Source organism: Burkholderia sp. BCC1985 (genome assembly GCF_905339915.1).
In the GTDB taxonomy this organism is placed as follows: Bacteria; Pseudomonadota; Gammaproteobacteria; order Burkholderiales; family Burkholderiaceae; genus Burkholderia.
The window spans coordinates 124,944-142,030 of the sequence record NZ_CAJPGY010000001.1 but is presented as its reverse complement, the minus strand read 5'-3'; the positions used below and the strand labels follow the sequence as shown (position 1 = coordinate 142,030).

Sequence of the window (17,087 nt, the reverse complement as noted above, 5' to 3'; positions counted from 1 at the left end):
GCGCACCGCAAGCGCACATGAAAAAGGCCGCTCCAGGGAGCGGCCTTCGCGTGGGCGATCGTCGCCGACGTTACTGGATTTTCGCCTGCTGGCGCAGGCCTTCCTCGAACGCCTGCAGCTTCTGCTGCACGAGCTGCTGCGCGATCTGCGCCTTCACCTGGTCGAACGGCGGCGGGGCGATGTCGCGGACGTCGTCGACACGGATGATGTGCCAGCCGAACTGCGTCTTCACCGGCGCGTCGGTCATCTGGCCTTTCTGCAGCTTCTGCGCCGCGGCCGCGAATTCCGGCACGTACGCCTTCGGGTCGGACCAGTCGAGGTCGCCGCCGTTCTTGCCCGAGCCCGGATCCTTCGAGTATTGCTTCGCCAGGTCCTCGAACTTCGCGCCGCCCTTGATCTTCGCGATCAGGTCCTTCGCCTGCTGCTCGCTGTCGACGAGGATGTGGTGCAGGTGATACTCGCGGTTGCCGCCGGCACCCTTCACGAGGTCGTCATAACGCGCCTTCACTTCCGCGTCGGTCGGCTGGTTCTTCTTCAGGAAGCTCTCGATCATCGAGCGCAGCACGACCGTCTGCTGCGCGACGGCGACCTGCGCCTTCACGTCCGGGCGGTTCGGGATGCCTTCGCGGATCGCTTCCTGCATCAGGATTTCGCGGTTCACGAGTTCCTGGCGCACGGCCTGCTGCAGTTGCGGGCTGTCGGTCTGGCCTTGCTGGACGAGCTGCGCGACCATCGCATCGGCGCGCGACTTCGGAATCGGCGTGCCGTTGACGACGGCGATGTTCTGGGCGAATGCCGGTGCCGCTGCAAAAGCAGCCGCCGCGACCCACAGGCGGGGGGATTTCAGGATCATCGGGAATTCCTGTTGAGACTAGATTGAAGATTCGTTGAATTCTTCGGGCGTGTAAGCCACGATCGCGAGCGCGTGAATGCCGCGCTGCATCGCATCAGCGAGCGCATCATACACCAGCCGGTGGCGCGCGACGCGCGGCTTGCCCGCGAACGCGGCCGACACGATCGTGACCGTGAAGTGGCCGCCGGCAGCGGCGCCGGCGTGGCCCGCGTGCTGCGCGCTGTCGTCGCGCACCGCGAGCGACAGCGGCGCGAGCGCGGCGGTGAGGCGCGCTTCGATCAGCGCGATACGTTCGTCGGGCGAGGCGTCGAGGAAAGCGTCGGTCATGTCATTCGTCCTTCAGGTACTTCGTGAGCCACAGGCTCTGCAGGATGATGAACACGACCATCGCGCCCGTCGTGCCGAACAGCTTGAAGTTCACCCACTGCGATTCGGTGTAGTTGTGCACCACGTACAGGTTCGCGACGCCGAGCACCGCGAAGAACAGCGCCCACGCGACGTTCAGCTTGTCCCACACGGGGTGCGGCAGCGTCAGCTGCTTGCCCATCATCTTCTCGATCAGGTTGTTGCCGAACGCATAGCGCGCGGCGAGCAGCCCGATCGCAAACAGCCAGTACAGCACAGTCGGTTTCCATTGAATGAATTTCTCGTCATGCAGGACGAGGGTAGCGCCGCCGAACACGACGATCACGCCGAGACTGACCCACAGCATCGTGTCGACCTTCCGGTGCCGGAAGGCGACCCACGCGACCTGGGCCAGCGTCGCGACGATCGCGACGGCGGTGGCGGTGAAGATGCCCCAGACCTTGAAGGCGGCGAAAAACAGGATGATCGGAAACAGATCGAACAGGAATTTCATGGCGCTCGCAGCTGCGTGAAAGGCCGCATCGCGCGGCCTTTCACCGTTGTGGGGACCCGCCGGGCGCCACCGTCCGGGATCGGGGCAGCCGGCAAGGCTGTCCGACCGATCCGTCCGGTGCCGCTCATTCGTTTTCGGGTCGGGACTCGAAGTTTAACGCAGCCGAATTGATGCAGTACCGCAAACCGGTCTTGTCGCGCGGGCCGTCCTCGAACACGTGGCCGAGATGCGCGCCGCAATGGTTGCAGCGGACCTCGACGCGCACCATTCCGTGCGAGCGGTCGATCTTCTCGTCGATCACCTCGCCGTTGAGCGGCTTGAAGTAGCTGGGCCAGCCGCAGCCCGAATGGAACTTGGCGCCGGATTCGAACAGCGGTGTGCTGCAGACGACGCACTTGTAGATGCCGGCGTCCTCGGTGTCGGTGTATTCGCCGGTGAACGCGCGCTCGGTCGCCGCATGCTGCGTGACCTCGTACTGCATCGGCGTGAGCCGGCGGCGCAGTTCGGCGTCGTCCTTCTGGTACGGGAAGGTCTTGTCGTCGGAATCGTGTGACATGGGGGAGTTCTCCTGATCGGTCGGTCGGGTCGGTCGGGTCACGACGAGCAGCTCACTTCGAGCGACCCGGCCCAGTCGGGCGGCAATGCCGCATACGCTTCATGTTCCGGTTGTTCGTCGAACGGGCGGCGCAGCACCTGCGCGAGTCGTTCGACTTCGGAAAAATCCTTTTCCTTCGCGCGCCGGATCGCGACTTCGGCCAGATGGTTGCGCAGCACGTATTTCGGGTTCACGCGATTCATCGCGGCCGCGCGGGCCGCGTCGTCGCGCGTTTCCTCGGACAGCCGCGCGCGGTAGAGGTTCGCCCACGCGTCGAACGCGTCGCGATCGATGAACAGGTCGCGCACCGGCGCGTCGCGGCTCGCGTCGTGCTTCGAGATCTGCGCGAGGCGGCGGAACGTCAGCGTGAAGTCCGCATGGCTCGCGTGCATCGTTTCGAGCAGCTTGTTCGCGAGCTCGGCGTCGTTCTCGCGTTCGAGCTCGAGGCCGAGCTTCGCGCGCATCGCGCGCTCGAGCGCGGGGCCGAAGCGTTCCGGAAACTTCGCGAGCACGGCCTGCGCGTCGTCGACCGCTCGCTCGGCGCGCGCATCGTCGTCGGCGATGCCGTGCTGCAGCCCGATCAGCGGCAGCAGCGCCTGCGCGAGGCAGTAGCAGTTCCAGTGCGCGATGCGCGGCTGCATCCGGTACGCGTAGCGGCCGCTCGTGTCGGAGTGGTTGCAGATGTGGTTCGCGTCGAACGCGTCGACGAAGCCGAACGGGCCGTAGTCGATCGTCACGCCGAGGATCGACATGTTGTCGGTGTTCATCACGCCGTGACAGAAGCCGACCGCCTGCCACTGCGCGACGAGGTCGGCCGTGCGCAGCGTCGCGGCTTCGAGCAGCGCGAGGTACGGATCGTCGGCGTCGCGGCATGCGGGATAGAAGCGCTCGATCACGTGATCGGCGAGCTGGCGCAGCAGGTCCGGGCGATCGTTCGAGAAGAAGTGCTCGAAGTGGCCGAAGCGCACGAAGCTCTCCGACACGCGCGTGACGACGGCCGACGTCTCGATCTCCTCGCGCACCACCGGCTGGTCGGAGCCGATCACCGTGAGCGCGCGGGTGGTCGGAATGCCGAGGTGATGCATCGCTTCCGAGCACAGGAATTCGCGGATCGACGAACGCAGCACCGCGCGGCCGTCGCCCATCCGTGAATACGGCGTGCGGCCGCCGCCCTTGATCTGCAGTTCGTAGCGCCGGCCGTCGGTGCCGGCGAGTTCGCCGATCGTCAGCGCGCGGCCGTCGCCGAGCTGGCCGGCCCACACGCCGAATTGGTGGCCGGAATACACCGACGCGTACGGCATCGCGCTCGCGGGCCAGTCGCGCGTCGGGTTGCCGGCGAACAGCTCGGCGAATCCGGGTTGGGCGGCGAGCGACGCCGGCAGGCCGAGCAGGCGCGCGACTTCGTCGGAAAAGCCGACGACGTACGGCGCGGGCAGCGGTGCTGCCGGCAGCCGCGTATGAAACGCGTCGCCGAGTGCGACGAACGCGCCGACGGCCGGCGCGCCGAGCGTGGCGGCGAGGTCGGGGAGAGTGTCAGCCGTAGCGGCTGCGCTTCGGGAAAACGACATGTTGAGCGCCTCTGGGTAAGCCGATATTGTAAGGCGGCGCCGCGCCGCCCGCATGGCGGCCCGCGCGCCTTGCGCCAGGCCGGTCCGGGCCGTGGACGGGTTGCAGGCTGGCGCATCGCTTCGAGGCTGGTCACCGATTCGCGTCCTTCCGGGAGAACAAGACGATGGGTAAGCCGTTGCTGGGCCAGATGATGGACATGCCGTTGCTGGTGTCGTCGCTGATCGCGCATGCCGCGCGTTATGCGGGCGACACGGAGATCGTGTCGCGGCGCGTGGAAGGCGACCTGCATCGCTACACGTACCGCGACTGCGAGCAGCGCGCGAAGCGCCTCGCGCAGGCGCTCGCACGGCTCGGCGTCGAAGCTGGCGATCGTGTCGGCACGCTGGCCTGGAACGGCTACCGGCATCTGGAGGCGTACTACGGAATCGGCGGGATGGGCGCCGTGTGCCACACGATCAACCCGCGGCTCTTTCCCGAGCAGATCGCCTACATCGTCAACCACGCGGAAGACCGCTACGTCTTCTTCGACATCAATTTCGCGCCGCTCGTCGACGCGATCGCGCCGCAGTGCCCGCACGTGAAGGGCTGGATCGCGATGACGGATGCCGCGCACCTGCCGTCCGGCGCGACGCCGTACCTGTGCTACGAAACGCTCGTCGACGCCGAGGACGGCCGCTACGACTGGCCGCGCCTCGACGAACTACAGGCGTCCGGCCTGTGCTACACGTCGGGCACGACCGGCAATCCGAAGGGCGTGCTGTATTCACATCGCTCGACGGTGCTGCACGCCTACGGCGCCGCGCTGCCCGACGCGATGAACCTGTCGGCGCTGGACGCGGTGTTGCCCGTCGTGCCGATGTTCCATGTGAACGCTTGGGGGCTGCCGTACGCGGTGCCGCTCACCGGCGGCAAGCTCGTGCTGCCCGGCAAGGACCTCGACGGCAAGTCGCTGTACGAACTGATGGAGGCCGAACGCGTGACGTTCTCCGCGGGCGTGCCGACCGTGTGGCTCGGGCTGCTGAACTACATGCGCGAGGCCGGCGTGCGCTTCTCGACGCTGAACCGCACGGTGATCGGCGGTTCGGCTTGCCCGCCCGCGATGCTGCGCACGTTCGAGGACGAATACGGCGTGCGCGTGATCCACGCGTGGGGAATGACCGAGCTGTCGCCGCTCGGCACGCTCGCGAAGCTCAACTGGGCGCAGTCGCAGCGGCCGCTCGACGTGCAGCGCCGGTTGCTGGAGAAGCAGGGGCGCGTGATCTGCGGTGTCGACATGCGGATCGTCGGCGACGACGGCCGCGAACTGCCGTGGGACGGCGTCGCGTTCGGCGAGCTGCAGGTGCGCGGGCCCTGGGTGATCGATCACTACTTCAAGGGCGATACGTCGCCGCTGTCGGACGGCTGGTTCCCGACCGGCGACGTCGCGACGATCGACCCCGACGGCTTCCTGCAGATCACCGACCGCAGCAAGGACGTGATCAAGTCCGGCGGCGAGTGGATCAGCTCGATCGACATCGAGAACGTCGCGATCGCGCACCCGGGCGTCGCCGAAGCCGCGTGCATCGCGTGCGCGCACCCGAAATGGACCGAGCGTCCGCTGCTCGTCGTGGTGCCGCGCGAGGGGGCGAACCTGACCCGCGACGCGCTGCTCGCGTTCTACGAAGGCAAGGTCGCGAAGTGGTGGGTGCCCGACGATGTCGTGTTCGTCGAATCGCTGCCGCACACCGCGACCGGCAAGCTGCAGAAGCTGAAGCTGCGCGAGACGTTCCGCGACTACGTGCTGCCGACGGCGCGCTGCGCACCGTAAGCCGCAGCCGCCGACGGCCCGCCGCGCGGTCGCCCGATCCGGCCCCCGGATCGGGAACAAATTCAAATTGAACGACCGTGCTTTTTCGTTGTATGCTGCCTCCGTTCGATCCGGACATGCGGCCGTTCGACCGCGCACAATGAAGCGCAGCCACCCCGGCGCGCGATGCATGGAGGCAGGCAGATGGCAGTGGATTACTCGACTCGCGACGGCGTGGCCGTCATCACGCTCAACAATCCGCCGGTCAACGGGCTCGGCCTGTCGACGCGCCAGGGCGTCATGGACGCGCTCGATCGTGCCGCGCAGGATCCGTCGGTCACGGCGATCGTGCTGACCGGCGCGGGCCGCGCGTTCTCGGGCGGTGCCGACATCACCGAATTCAATACCCCGAAGGCCTTGCAGGAGCCGACGCTGCACACCGTGATCCGCGCGGTGGAGGCGAGCGCGAAGCCGGTCGTCGCGGCGCTGCACAGCGTCGTGATGGGCGGCGGTCTCGAGCTCGCGCTCGGCGCGCACTATCGCGTCGCGGCGCCCGGCGCGCAGGTCGCGCTGCCCGAAGTGAAGCTCGGCCTGTTGCCGGGCGCGGGCGGCACGCAGCGGCTGCCGCGCGCGGTGGGCCTCGAAACCGCGCTGAACATGATCGTGTCGGGTGCGCCGGTGCCGTCGGAGCAGCTTGCGACGAGCGGATTGTTCGACGAAATGGCCGACGGCGACCTGCTCGATGCGGCCGTCGCGTTCGCGCGCAAGGTCGGCGCGCAGCAGGGGCCGCATCCGCGCGTGCGCGATCGCAAGATCGTCCACGAGAATGCCGCGGGCTTCATCCAGTTCGCGCGCAATTCCGCGCGGGCCGCCGCGCCGAATTTCCCCGCGCCGCACAAGTGCATCGACGCGATCGAGGCCGGCGTGCTGAACGGCTTCGACAAGGGCAGCGTCGCCGAACGCGACGGTTTCGTCGCGCTGATGATGACGCCGGAAAGCCGCGCGCTGCGGCACGCGTTCTTCGGCGAGCGCGCGGCGAGCAAGATTCCCGACGTGCCGGCCGATACGCCGGTGCGCGAGATCCGCCGCGTCGGCGTGATCGGCGCGGGCACGATGGGTGGCGGGATCGCGATGAACTTCGTCAACGCGGGCCTGCCCGTCACGCTGCTCGAGACGAAGCAGGACGCGCTCGACCGCGGCCTCGCCACGATCCGCAAGAACTACGACGCGCAGGTGAAGAAGGGCAAGCTCACGCAGCAGAAGCTCGACGCGCGCATGGCGCTGATCACGCCGACGCTGTCCTACGACGACCTGAAGGACGCGGACCTGATCGTCGAGGCCGTGTTCGAGGAACTCGGCGTGAAGGAGCAGGTGTTCGGCCGGCTCGATGCGGTGGCGAAGCCCGGTGCGATCCTCGCGTCGAACACGTCGACGCTTGATGTCGACAAGATCGCCGCGTTCACGAAGCGTCCGCAGGACGTGGTCGGCATGCACTTCTTCAGCCCGGCCAACGTGATGAAGCTGCTCGAGGTCGTGCGCGGCGCGCAGACCGCGAAGGACGTGCTCGCGACCGTGATGGCGGTCGCCAAGAAGATCCGCAAGACGGCGGTGGTGTCGGGCGTGTGCGACGGCTTCATCGGCAACCGGATGATCGAGCAGTACATCCGCCAGGCGCTCTTCATGCTCGAGGAAGGCGCGCTGCCCGCGCAGGTCGATCGCGCGATCGAGAAGTTCGGTTTCGCGATGGGCCCGTTCCGGATGAGCGACCTCGCCGGCAACGACATCGGCTGGGCGATCCGCAAGCGCCGCTACGTCGAGAAACCCGATCTGCACTACTCGAAGATCGCCGACCGCCTGTGCGAGCAGGGCCGTTTCGGCCAGAAGACGGGCGGCGGCTGGTACGACTACGTGCCGGGCGAGCGCAAGGCGAAGCCGTCGGCGCTCGTCGACGAGATGGTCGTCGCGTATTCGAAGGAGCGCGGCGTCGAGCGGCGCAAGATCGGCGACGACGAGATCGTCGAGCGGCTCGTGTTCGCGCTCGTCAACGAAGGCGCGAAGATCCTCGAGGAGAAGATCGCGTCGAAGGCGTCCGACATCGACATGGTCTATCTGACCGGCTACGGGTTCCCGCTGTGGCGGGGCGGCCCGATGCTGTATGCGGACATGGTCGGCCTCTACAACGTCGAGCGCGCGATCCGCCGCTATGCGGCCGCGCCGAACGGCGACGCGTGGCAGCTCGCGCCGTCGATCGTCGAGCTCGCCAGGGCCGGGCGCGGGTTCAACGGCTGACGGCCCGCGTGACCGCGCGGCCAGGCTTGCAAGGAGAAACGCAATGAAACGCACTGACGACGTGTTGCTCGTGATCGACGTGCAGTACGACTTCATGCCGGGCGGCGCACTCGCGGTGCCGGACGGCGACGCGGTCGTGCCGGTGATCAACGCGCTCGCGCAACGTTTCGACCAGGTCGTGCTGACGCAGGACTGGCACCCGCGCGAACACGTGTCGTTCGCGGCGAACCATCCCGGCCGCGAGCCGTTTTCCACGCTCGCGCTGCCGTACGGCGAGCAGGTGCTGTGGCCCGTGCACTGCGTGCAGGACACCGAGGGCGCGGCGCTGCATCGCGACCTCGACATTCCGCACGCGCGGCTCGTGATCCGCAAGGGCGGCGACGCGCAGGTCGACAGTTATTCCGCGTTCGTCGAAGCCGATCGCACGACCCGCACGGGGCTCGCCGGCTATCTGCGCGAGCTCGGCGCGAAGCGCGTGTGGTGCTGCGGGCTCGCGACCGACTATTGCGTCGCGTGGTCCGCGCTCGATGCGCGCGCGGCCGGCTTCGAGGCGGCCGTGATCAACGACGCATGCCGTGCGATCGACCTGAACGGGTCGCTCGCGCACGCATGGCAACAGATGCAGGCGGCGGGCGTCGCACACGTGACGTCCGCGGGCGCACGTCCGACGGCGTAGCGCATTCCTATCCGACGCAGAACATCAAGCAGGACCGAAGGAGACTCGCATGACCGAAGCCGTAATCGTATCGACCGCACGCACGCCGCTCGCGAAATCGTGGCGTGGCGCATTCAACATGACGCACGGCGCGACGCTCGGCGGCCACGTGGTCGCGGCCGCGCTCGAGCGCGCGAAGCTGGACCCCGCGCGCATCGAGGACGTGATCATGGGCTGCGCGAACCCCGAAGGCGCGACCGGCGCGAACATCGCGCGGCAGATCGCGCTGCGCGCCGGACTGCCGGTGAGCGTGCCGGGGATGACGGTGAACCGTTTCTGCTCGTCCGGGCTGCAGACCATCGCGCTCGCCGCACAGCGGATCATCGCGGGCGAGGGCGACGTGTATGTCGCGGGCGGCGTCGAATCGATCTCGTGCGTGCAGAACGAGATGAACCGGCACATGATCCAGGAGGGCTGGCTCGTCGAGCACAAGCCGGAGATCTACTGGAACATGCTCCAGACGGCCGAGAACGTCGCAAAGCGCTACGGGATCGCGAAGGAGCGGCAGGACGAGTACGGCGTGCGCTCGCAACTGCGCGCCGCGGCCGCGCAGGAAGCCGGGCGCTTCAACGACGAGATCGTGCCGATCACCGTGCGGGCAGGCATCGCCGACAAGGCGACGGGCCGACTGTTCACGCAGGACGTGACGGTGTCGGCCGACGAGGGCATCCGGCCCGACACGACGCTCGAGGGCGTCGCGAAGATCCGTTCGGCCGTGCCGGGCGGCGTGATCACCGCGGGCAACGCGAGCCAGTTCTCGGACGGCGCGTCGGCGTGCGTGGTGATGAACGCGGATGTCGCGCAGCGCGAAGGGCTGCAGCCGCTCGGCGTGTTCCGCGGTTTTGCGGTCGCCGGTTGCGAGCCGGACGAGATGGGCATCGGCCCGGTGTTCGCGGTGCCGAAGCTGCTGAAGCAGGCGGGGCTGAAGGTCGACGACATCGGCCTGTGGGAGCTCAACGAAGCGTTCGCGGTGCAAGTGCTGTACTGCCGCGACACGCTCGGGATTCCTGACGACCGCTTGAACGTGAACGGCGGCGCGATCGCGGTCGGCCATCCGTACGGCGTGTCGGGTGCGCGCCTGACCGGCCATGCGCTGATCGAAGGCAAGCGGCGCGGCGTGAAATACGCGGTCGTCACGATGTGCATCGGCGGCGGGCAGGGGGCTGCCGGCCTGTTCGAAATCGTCTGATATTTGTCCGCAGGAGGGGCGGCCGCGGCTTTCGGGGGACCGAAACCGCGGCCGCGATGCGAATCGGCGAAATCCGTGGGCGATTCGTAAGGGACAGGAAGCAAACACCGTGCATTCGATGCTGCCGTTTCCCCTTACTTGTCAAACGATTTGCCGCACCTATACTTGCTCTGACATTTGCCTTTCGGCGGGATGGGCCAGCGCGTGCGTCGTACCGGCGCACGTGACGCGTTTCCGGTAGCCGGCGAAGACGATGCATCGCGCGTTTCCGGCACCGTGGGCGTTCGAACCACGCAGCAGACCGAAACGGGGACCAAATTGAGCACGACCTATGCAGCCGGGGAACCGCCGCGCGTCGTCAGCGCGGCCGCGAGGCTCTACGCGAAATGCCTGCTGGTCGGTTTTGCATTGCTGCCGGCCTATCTGATTGCCTATCTGTGGTTCTTCAGCGACCCGCACGTCGTGTTCGAGAACCACGCATTCCATGAAATTGCGATCGCGGCCGCGACCCTCGAAGGCGCGTTCGTCACCTACGTGACGTGGGTGTGCTACCGATCGTCCGGCGAGCCGCTGCTGCGCTGGCTGACGCTCGGCTTTCTCGGCTTCGCGATGATCTACGCGCTGCACGGTCTGTTCACCGGGATGGCGCACCACAACATCTGGCTGTTCCTGCTGTACGGGCCCGCCTCGCGCCTCGTGATGTCGATCCTGCTGCTCACGGGCCTGCTGTCGTATTCGCAGCCGCCCGATCGGGTGGAGAAGCGTACGCGCGCGCGCACGTGGCTGCCGTGGGTCGTGTTGTTCGTGACCATCAACGTGGCGGTTGCGTACATCGCCTATTCGCCGGTCGCCGGCGCGCCGGGTACGCGGCTGTCGATGGAAGGCGGCGCGCTGGTGTTTTCGCTGCTGAACGTCGGCGTGCTGCTCGCGCGGCGCATCCGCTCGCCGCTGATGGTGATCTACGGCGTGTCGATCATGGCGTTCGCGCTGTCGTCGCTCGCGTTCATCCTCGGCAAGCCGTGGAATCACATGTGGTGGCTCGCGCATGCGATCTTCGCGGGCGGGTTCTTCCTGCTCAGCTACGGCGTCGTGCAGGCGCTGCAGACGACGCGCTCGTTCTCGGCGATCTACAGCCAGGAAGACCTGATGAGCCGGCTGTCGGAATCGATGGCGCGCACCGAGAGTGCGTTGCAGGAACTGCGCCGCACGAACCAGAAGCTCGAATACATGGCCGCGACCGATCCGATGACGGGCGCGTCCAACCGTCGCCAGTTCATCGCACAGGTCGAGCGCGAGATCGTGCGCGCGGAACGCGACGGCACGCCGTTTTGCCTGCTCGCGCTCGATCTCGACAACTTCAAGAACATCAACGATGCATACGGGCACCAGATCGGCGACGAGGTGCTGCGCGGCGTCGTGCGCCAGTGTCTCGAGGCGATACGTCCGGCCGGTGCGCTCGCGCGAGTCGGCGGCGAGGAGTTCATGGCGCTGTTGCCCGAGATGCCGCTCGAGGGCGCTCGCATGACGGCCGAGCGCGTGCGTTCGTCGATCGCGAGTTCGCCGTTCGGGCTGGATTTCAAGCGCGTGCAGGTGACGGTCAGTGTCGGCGTCGCGCAGTATGGGGTCGACGGCGGGACGGTCGATGCGTTGTTGCGCGCGGTCGATGAACGCTTGTATCAGGCGAAGCGGGACGGGCGCAATCGCGTGGTCGCGCACTGACGGACGAGCGCCGCGCATCCGGCGGCGTGGTGGGCGCGGATGCAGCGCAATGGCGGCGCGATGCGATGTCCGCGCGGTTCGAGTCCGGCCTGAATGAAGCCCCGTACGCGAATATGCGCGCGGGGCTTTCGTTTCATTGGTGCATCGTCCGGCGCGCCGCGATGGCCGCCGCCTGCTGTGGCTGCGCATCCTTCATCCGCTCCATCGCCTGCCACCAGTACTTGCCGGTCCGCAGTTGCGGATCACGAATCGCGAGATACGTCGTACTCCACAGCTGCGCCGCATTGGCCTCGGTCGCGTCCGCGCTGCGCGTGCCGAACGCGTCGGTCTGATACCGGCCGTTCACGTACGACCACGTCCACATCTCCGACGTGCGCATGTCGCGCCCGTTCGAGATCACTTGCCAGATCGTCTGCCGTGCCTGCGTCAGCAGCGCGCGTGTCGTGTCCGACAGATCCTGGCGCGCGAGTTGCCGATCGAGCCCGGCGACCCACATCGCCTGCTGCCACGACCAGATCACGGTGCCGTGATACGCGGAACTCGTGAACTTCGGCCACAGTGCCTGGCTCGCATACGCGGGATTCGCGATCACCATCCCGACATCGGTGACGAGCCCGGTCGGGAAGGGCCGCGTGACGTCGGCGACGATGCGCTGGAGTTCGTCGTCCGGCGGCGTGCCGAACAGCAGCGCGAAGCCGCCGTCGGAATTCATCACCGGAACCGGCGTGCCCTGCTGGTCGAGCGACAACGCGTAGAACGTGAGCGGCGCGCCCGGCGCGGTGCCGGCCGGTACGCCGGCCGACGGCGCATACGCCGACACGTCGGTCGCCGCCTGTGCGGCCGGCACGCTCACCTGGAACAGCGGCGGCGCCTGCCGTTCCCACGTGGCCGCTTCGGCCGCCGTGCTCGCGAGTGCCGCGCGTTGCCCGGCGTCCAGGTACGGATCGAGCAGGCCGCGCGTGAGGAACGCGTTCGCCGCGCGCAGCGCGGCCGGCACGAGCACCGCGTTCACGTCGTACGGATAGACGCCGCCGCCGAGCCCGTCGGTGCTGTCGCGCCAGTTGCCGACGATCTCGCCGGGCCGCAGGTGGATCAGGTTCGCAACCGACGGCTGCTGCGCGAACGGCTGCGCGGTCGCCGCGACGTGCAGCAGGTTGACGACGAGCCGGCTGCCATTGGTCTGACCGTCGCCGCCGCGTTGCGCGAGATAGGCGGTCGCGCGCGCCTGGCCGCGCGTGTCGTCGATCAGCCACGCCGCCGCGATCGGCGCGAGCAGGTAGTCGCTGTCGATCATCTTGTAGTCGTAGGTCGGCGTCGCATCGTTCGGCCGGCCGTGCTTCGCGTTGTCGACCAGTGCGAATTCGCCGATGCCTTCCTCGTGCGCGACCTTGCCGTCGTTCGACAGGCGGCTCAGTACCGACGTCAGGCCGGCCTCGATCGCCGCCGGTTCGAGCACCGGCATCAGCATGCGCACCGAAATCAGCGTGTCGCGGCCGAAGTAGGTGTCGTACTGCCACGAGCCGGCCAGCAGCTTGTCGTGGAAGCTCAGGAATTCGAGCACGTTCTGGCTGACCGGGTCGGGATTCGCGGACGGGGCGAGCAGGTCGGCGCGCGTGATCGGCGACATCGGCGTCTCGCCCGACAGCGCGTCGACATGCAGCTTCAGCGTGCGCGTACCGGCCGCCGCGCGCAGCACCAGCTTGCCGTCCGCGGCCGTCGCGATGCTGCCGCCGTCACGCAGCGTGATGCGCAGTGCGTAGCCGGGGGCGCCGTCGAGCCGGTCGCGCTGCCATTGCGCGGCGCTGCCCTGGATCGTCGGGGCGGTGACGATCTCCGGCGGAATCGTCGCGCCGCCGTTGAAGTCGCGCAGGAAGCGCACGTTGCTGAGCACGCCCTGGCGGATCGTCAGCGTGTCGGTGTCGACCGACACGTCGGCGCCGATGCCGTACAGCGGGCGGCCCTGCGGGTCGGGTGCCGACAGTGCGGACGGTGGCGTGTCGAGGCTCCAGTTCACCGGCTGCGCGGTGTCGTCGAACCACAGCCCGGTGCCGCTGTTGCCGGCCGGAAACACGACAAGCAGACGCGGCTTCGTCGACGAGCGCACCAGCAGATGGGCGGCGACCTTGTCCTGCCGGTAGAACGCGTTGATCTGCCCGCCGGCGTCCATGCGGAACGACAGCGCGGCGCTGGAAGAGGGTGGCGGGTCGTTTGAATGGACGTCGTCGTCGTTGCAGGCGGCCAGCAGGGCGGCGCAGACGAATCCCAGATACAGCGATTTCGTGAAGCGATGCACGTTCATGACGACCCTCCTGACGACTGCGATTTTTTTATCGAAATGCCCGGATGAGCGGACGGCGATCCGCTTCGTTCTGCGTCGCAGGCATTCGGAAAATGCCGGATTAATCGTGGTGTGATGCTTGCGGGACGAATTGAACCGTTTTTTAATCGGGAGGCGATAAAGGATGAATATGGAAAACGATAGCCCATACCACCCGTCACGAAACGGGTGAAGTCGATGGAGAGCGCTTTCGGCGGGCGAAGGATGAGGCTCTGTCGGTGCTGAAAAAGATCAGATGAAAGATGTTGTAGGGGATTCTAGATTTTCATGAAAGCCAAAGTCAATCATGCTCGATCAATTTCGATGTGTTTTATTTGATTTCTGTAATTATTACCCGGCGAGCCGGTAAAAGATGCAATTTCGTCGAAATGAATAATGAATCCGGATAACGACCGGTCGATTGATCCGAAATGGCGCTTCAAATCGAAGATTAATCGGCAATGCATGAAACGCATGGCGACTGCAGTGTCGTCCGCCATGACCGTTGTGCGGAGGGATCGGTGGCGGGCGCGGCAATGGCCGATTCGAAAAACGCGAAGCGCAGGTCGTGAAAGTTGCCTTGATGGCCAGGCGTAGCCGCGCCTTTGACGGGTAACCACGAAGTTCGCGTTACCACGAGTTGTTGCACATTAGCGGTTGCGGCTTCGCGCGCTGGCCCGTCTTGGGGTCGGGCAAATCACCATACGATAGAGGGCACCTGACAACGGGTTTGCGCGCGGCTTGCCATGTAAGCGTCTTCGATCGTTGGTATTCGCGTGATCTCGTGCGGTATCACAGGAGCATCCACCGTTCATTTCGTTATGTGGGGCGACATGCGACTAGCTGATTTCATCGTGCGGAACATGGAGTCGATCCTGGTGCAGTGGGAAGCGTTTGCCGCCACGCTGTTACCGGCCGCAAAGGGCATGGACTCGTTCGCGCTACGCGACCATTCACGGCAGATCCTCGAGGCCGTGGCCAAGGACATCGGCACCCCGCAAACGCGGGACGAGCAACACGAAAAATCGCTCGGGCGCGCGCCCGAGCCGATGAACGCCACGGAGACCGCCGCGCAGACGCATGCCGTGCTGCGCGCCCGAAGAGGCTTCAACATCAATCAGTTGGCGGCCGAGTATCGGGCGCTGCGTGCCAGTGTGTTGCGCCTGTGGATCGACGAGTGCCAGCCGGGGCTGCCTCACATGGACGACATGATTCGTTTCAACGAGGCGATCGATCAGGCGCTCGCGGAATCCGTCGCTTTCTTTACCGAGCAGGTCGAGCAGGCTCGCAACTTGTTGTTGGGCATGCTGGGTCACGACATGCGCACGCCGCTGCAGACCATTCAGATCACGGCGACTTATCTGGCGGCGCTCAATGCGGGAGAGGAAGTATCGGAGGCCGCAGCCCGGCTGATCAGAAGCGGGGGGCGCATGCAAGGCCTCCTTGACGATCTCTGCGATTTCAATCGAACCCAGCTCGGGCTGGGCATCAACGTTGTTCCGCGCAATGTCGATCTCGCACGTGTGCTCGCCAATGTGGTCGACGAACTGCGGGCGGCTCATCCGGATCGGGAAATCGAGGTCGACGTAAGCGGCGACCTCCGGGGGGACTGGGACGATCAGCGCATGCAGCAATTGCTGAGTAATTTGGTGAGCAACGCGATCAAGTATGGCGCGTCCAAAACGCCGGTGCGGGTGACGGCGGTATCGGCTGACAAGGAAGTGCTCATCGAGGTTGGGAATAGAGGGCCGGCGATGGACCGACTCACGCTGGAGCGCATTTTCGACCCCCTTCAGCGCGGAGCCGACCAATCGGCAAGTGCGAGTGACGATGTCGGGTTGGGGCTCGGCTTGTACATCGCCAGCGAAATCGCAAAGGCACATCACGGCCGAATTGACGCGCGGTCCGATCCGACGGAAACAGTATTCGAGGTGCGCCTGCCGAGAGGCGCGTGAACCGTGGTTCGCGATGGCGGCCAGCCATGCGGGGCTTACAACCGGAATGCGGAGGGCGATTCGCCGATCGCGAATACGATTTCCTTTCCGGCAATCCCGTATCGATACCGTCAGCGCTTCTAGCCAGATGGGCGCATCTCAAGATGCCGTCCATTCGCGCCGGCAAGTTTGGTACGCTTGTCGGCTGCTTTCGCCAGCCGGATCGTGACGTCCGCAAGTGGCACGGTGAAAAAGCGGGTATCGTGGTTGGAGTCTTGAACTTGTACCGGCTTGGATACCCGCTTTTTTCCCGGCAGGGCGCGATTTCGACGAACGTGAGCGAACGATGAACAGGCTGTGTGATACCCGGCTGACAAGGTTCTGGGCGAACCGCCGAACCAACACGAACAGGAGCAACGGAAGTGATTAGACACATCGTCATGTGGAAGCTGCATTGACATACTCGACAATAAGTCGCTGATCAATAAAGAAGTGTGTCAAAAAACTGATCGTTGATACCCCCTTAGGTACCCCCTTTTTGAATTGATGGAAGCGACTCGCGGAAGCGGTTGTCTGTCAATTGATCGACAATAACACTTCGCGTGTTTCTGCCCCGCGAACAGACTCGACTGCTTGTGCGCGTTGGGACGAAGACGACGTAACTGCCTCACAAACTGTACTACTGCTTGGATGTGCACCGTAGTCGCGTGGAGTATCGCTGCAGAGAGTGACCTGTCCGTTTCCGGTGACGACAAATGTTGCTTTGCGCGCTGGCCTGGTATTCCTCATCGCTCGGCCTCGCGGGTGTTCTCGAATGGTTGCCAAGGATTGGTTGCAAAGATGATGGCGAACTGCGCGCTTCCAATGAGGATTGTCAACTTTGTTTGTTTTCCGGAGGTCGAGATTGTCAGCGAGCACTGAAAACGGGGCTTCCAAAAATCTGGTTACGGGGCCCCGTTTAATACATCGTTAATAGAGCATCTTTCGCTGTGGGGTAGTCGCTGAACGTGTACTCGCGAGACTAAGAGGTTGTCATTGACAAACTCTTAGTGAGCGGCTTGCCGAGATCAACCTCCGAGACTGAGCTTGTAGCGGGGCCGAGCCTGATGGTTGCGTGTGCTAAACACTTATTCGGTTCCTCCGTATAGTTATCTGTCTTCGTGTCGGATTGCCCATCAACCACTATAGTGACCGCAGCAAAATAGCCGACCACGCAACCGTTAGACTTGTTGCTTTGAAAGGTCGCCGTTTGGTTGGGTCCT

General features: G+C 65.6%; 14 protein-coding genes. 7 read left to right on the top strand and 7 right to left on the bottom strand.

Going from position 1 to position 17,087, the window contains the following annotated elements; all coding sequences use genetic code 11:
* Positions 1–70: 70 nt before the first annotated feature.
* From U4Z31_RS00670 to U4Z31_RS00650, 5 genes are all read right to left on the bottom strand, one after another.
* Positions 71–853 (bottom strand): peptidylprolyl isomerase, encoded by a 783-nt coding sequence (locus U4Z31_RS00670; protein ID WP_044843666.1) that lies wholly within the window; start codon positions 851–853, stop codon positions 71–73.
* A gap of 18 nt (positions 854–871) precedes the next feature.
* On the bottom strand, positions 872–1,180 hold the full coding sequence (locus U4Z31_RS00665; RefSeq protein WP_124486242.1) for a BolA family protein: 309 nt from the start codon (positions 1,178–1,180) through the stop codon (positions 872–874).
* Between the two features lies 1 nt (position 1,181).
* A complete protein-coding gene (locus U4Z31_RS00660) occupies positions 1,182–1,712 on the bottom strand; it encodes a septation protein A (protein WP_006753406.1) in 531 nt (176 codons plus the stop codon).
* A gap of 124 nt (positions 1,713–1,836) precedes the next feature.
* A complete protein-coding gene (gene msrB / locus U4Z31_RS00655; RefSeq protein ID WP_059529717.1) occupies positions 1,837–2,268 on the bottom strand; it encodes a peptide-methionine (R)-S-oxide reductase MsrB in 432 nt (143 codons plus the stop codon).
* 38 nt (positions 2,269–2,306) lie between these two features.
* On the bottom strand, positions 2,307–3,875 hold the full coding sequence (locus tag U4Z31_RS00650) for a protein adenylyltransferase SelO (protein ID WP_044843663.1): 1,569 nt from the start codon (positions 3,873–3,875) through the stop codon (positions 2,307–2,309).
* A gap of 164 nt (positions 3,876–4,039) precedes the next feature.
* On the opposite strand from U4Z31_RS00650, the gene U4Z31_RS00645 reads away from it, so the two are divergent.
* The 5 genes from U4Z31_RS00645 to U4Z31_RS00625 all read left to right on the top strand — a co-directional run bounded on the left by U4Z31_RS00645 (position 4,040) and on the right by U4Z31_RS00625 (position 11,574).
* On the top strand, positions 4,040–5,683 hold the full coding sequence (locus U4Z31_RS00645; protein WP_044843662.1) for a 3-(methylthio)propionyl-CoA ligase: 1,644 nt from the start codon (positions 4,040–4,042) through the stop codon (positions 5,681–5,683).
* A 183-nt stretch (positions 5,684–5,866) separates the two neighbouring features.
* Positions 5,867–7,951 carry a 3-hydroxyacyl-CoA dehydrogenase NAD-binding domain-containing protein gene (locus U4Z31_RS00640; RefSeq protein ID WP_321809189.1) on the top strand — a complete coding sequence of 695 codons (2,085 nt, stop codon included), beginning with the start codon at positions 5,867–5,869 and terminating at the stop codon, positions 7,949–7,951.
* A 43-nt stretch (positions 7,952–7,994) separates the two neighbouring features.
* A complete protein-coding gene (gene pncA / locus U4Z31_RS00635) occupies positions 7,995–8,627 on the top strand; it encodes a bifunctional nicotinamidase/pyrazinamidase (RefSeq protein WP_044843660.1) in 633 nt (210 codons plus the stop codon).
* 49 nt (positions 8,628–8,676) lie between these two features.
* Positions 8,677–9,855, top strand: a complete 1,179-nt coding sequence (locus U4Z31_RS00630; protein WP_257771443.1) for an acetyl-CoA C-acyltransferase — start codon at positions 8,677–8,679, stop codon at positions 9,853–9,855.
* 318 nt (positions 9,856–10,173) lie between these two features.
* On the top strand, positions 10,174–11,574 hold the full coding sequence (locus U4Z31_RS00625) for a sensor domain-containing diguanylate cyclase (protein ID WP_321809188.1): 1,401 nt from the start codon (positions 10,174–10,176) through the stop codon (positions 11,572–11,574).
* A 133-nt stretch (positions 11,575–11,707) separates the two neighbouring features.
* On the opposite strand, the gene U4Z31_RS00620 is transcribed toward U4Z31_RS00625, so the two are convergent.
* On the bottom strand, positions 11,708–13,867 hold the full coding sequence (locus U4Z31_RS00620) for a hypothetical protein (protein ID WP_321809291.1): 2,160 nt from the start codon (positions 13,865–13,867) through the stop codon (positions 11,708–11,710).
* A gap of 329 nt (positions 13,868–14,196) precedes the next feature.
* The gene (locus U4Z31_RS00615) at positions 14,197–14,511 is read right to left on the bottom strand and encodes a hypothetical protein (RefSeq protein ID WP_321809187.1); all 315 of its coding nucleotides are present in this window, start codon (positions 14,509–14,511) and stop codon (positions 14,197–14,199) included.
* A gap of 213 nt (positions 14,512–14,724) precedes the next feature.
* Between U4Z31_RS00615 and U4Z31_RS00610 the strand changes: the two genes are divergently transcribed.
* Complete coding sequence (locus U4Z31_RS00610; protein WP_321809186.1) at positions 14,725–15,846, top strand: sensor histidine kinase; 1,122 nt, start codon at positions 14,725–14,727, stop codon at positions 15,844–15,846.
* Positions 15,843–16,175, top strand: a complete 333-nt coding sequence (locus tag U4Z31_RS00605; RefSeq protein ID WP_321809185.1) for a hypothetical protein — start codon at positions 15,843–15,845, stop codon at positions 16,173–16,175. The genes U4Z31_RS00610 and U4Z31_RS00605 overlap by 4 nt, the downstream gene beginning before the upstream one ends.
* Positions 16,176–17,087: the final 912 nt, after the last annotated feature.

Bases quoted from the DNA above. Each gene is read 5' to 3' on its own strand.
- U4Z31_RS00660 (WP_006753406.1), bottom strand. From the start codon at position 1,712: ATGAAATTCCTGTTCGATCTGTTTCCGATCATCCTGTTTTTCGCCGCC.
- U4Z31_RS00670 (WP_044843666.1), bottom strand. From the start codon at position 853: ATGATCCTGAAATCCCCCCGCCTGTGGGTCGCGGCGGCTGCTTTTGCA.
- U4Z31_RS00645 (WP_044843662.1), top strand. From the start codon at position 4,040: ATGGGTAAGCCGTTGCTGGGCCAGATGATGGACATGCCGTTGCTGGTG.
- pncA (WP_044843660.1), top strand. From the start codon at position 7,995: ATGAAACGCACTGACGACGTGTTGCTCGTGATCGACGTGCAGTACGAC.
- U4Z31_RS00640 (WP_321809189.1), top strand. From the start codon at position 5,867: ATGGCAGTGGATTACTCGACTCGCGACGGCGTGGCCGTCATCACGCTC.
- U4Z31_RS00610 (WP_321809186.1), top strand. From the start codon at position 14,725: ATGCGACTAGCTGATTTCATCGTGCGGAACATGGAGTCGATCCTGGTG.
- msrB (WP_059529717.1), bottom strand. From the start codon at position 2,268: ATGTCACACGATTCCGACGACAAGACCTTCCCGTACCAGAAGGACGAC.
- U4Z31_RS00630 (WP_257771443.1), top strand. From the start codon at position 8,677: ATGACCGAAGCCGTAATCGTATCGACCGCACGCACGCCGCTCGCGAAA.
- U4Z31_RS00665 (WP_124486242.1), bottom strand. From the start codon at position 1,180: ATGACCGACGCTTTCCTCGACGCCTCGCCCGACGAACGTATCGCGCTG.
- U4Z31_RS00650 (WP_044843663.1), bottom strand. From the start codon at position 3,875: ATGTCGTTTTCCCGAAGCGCAGCCGCTACGGCTGACACTCTCCCCGAC.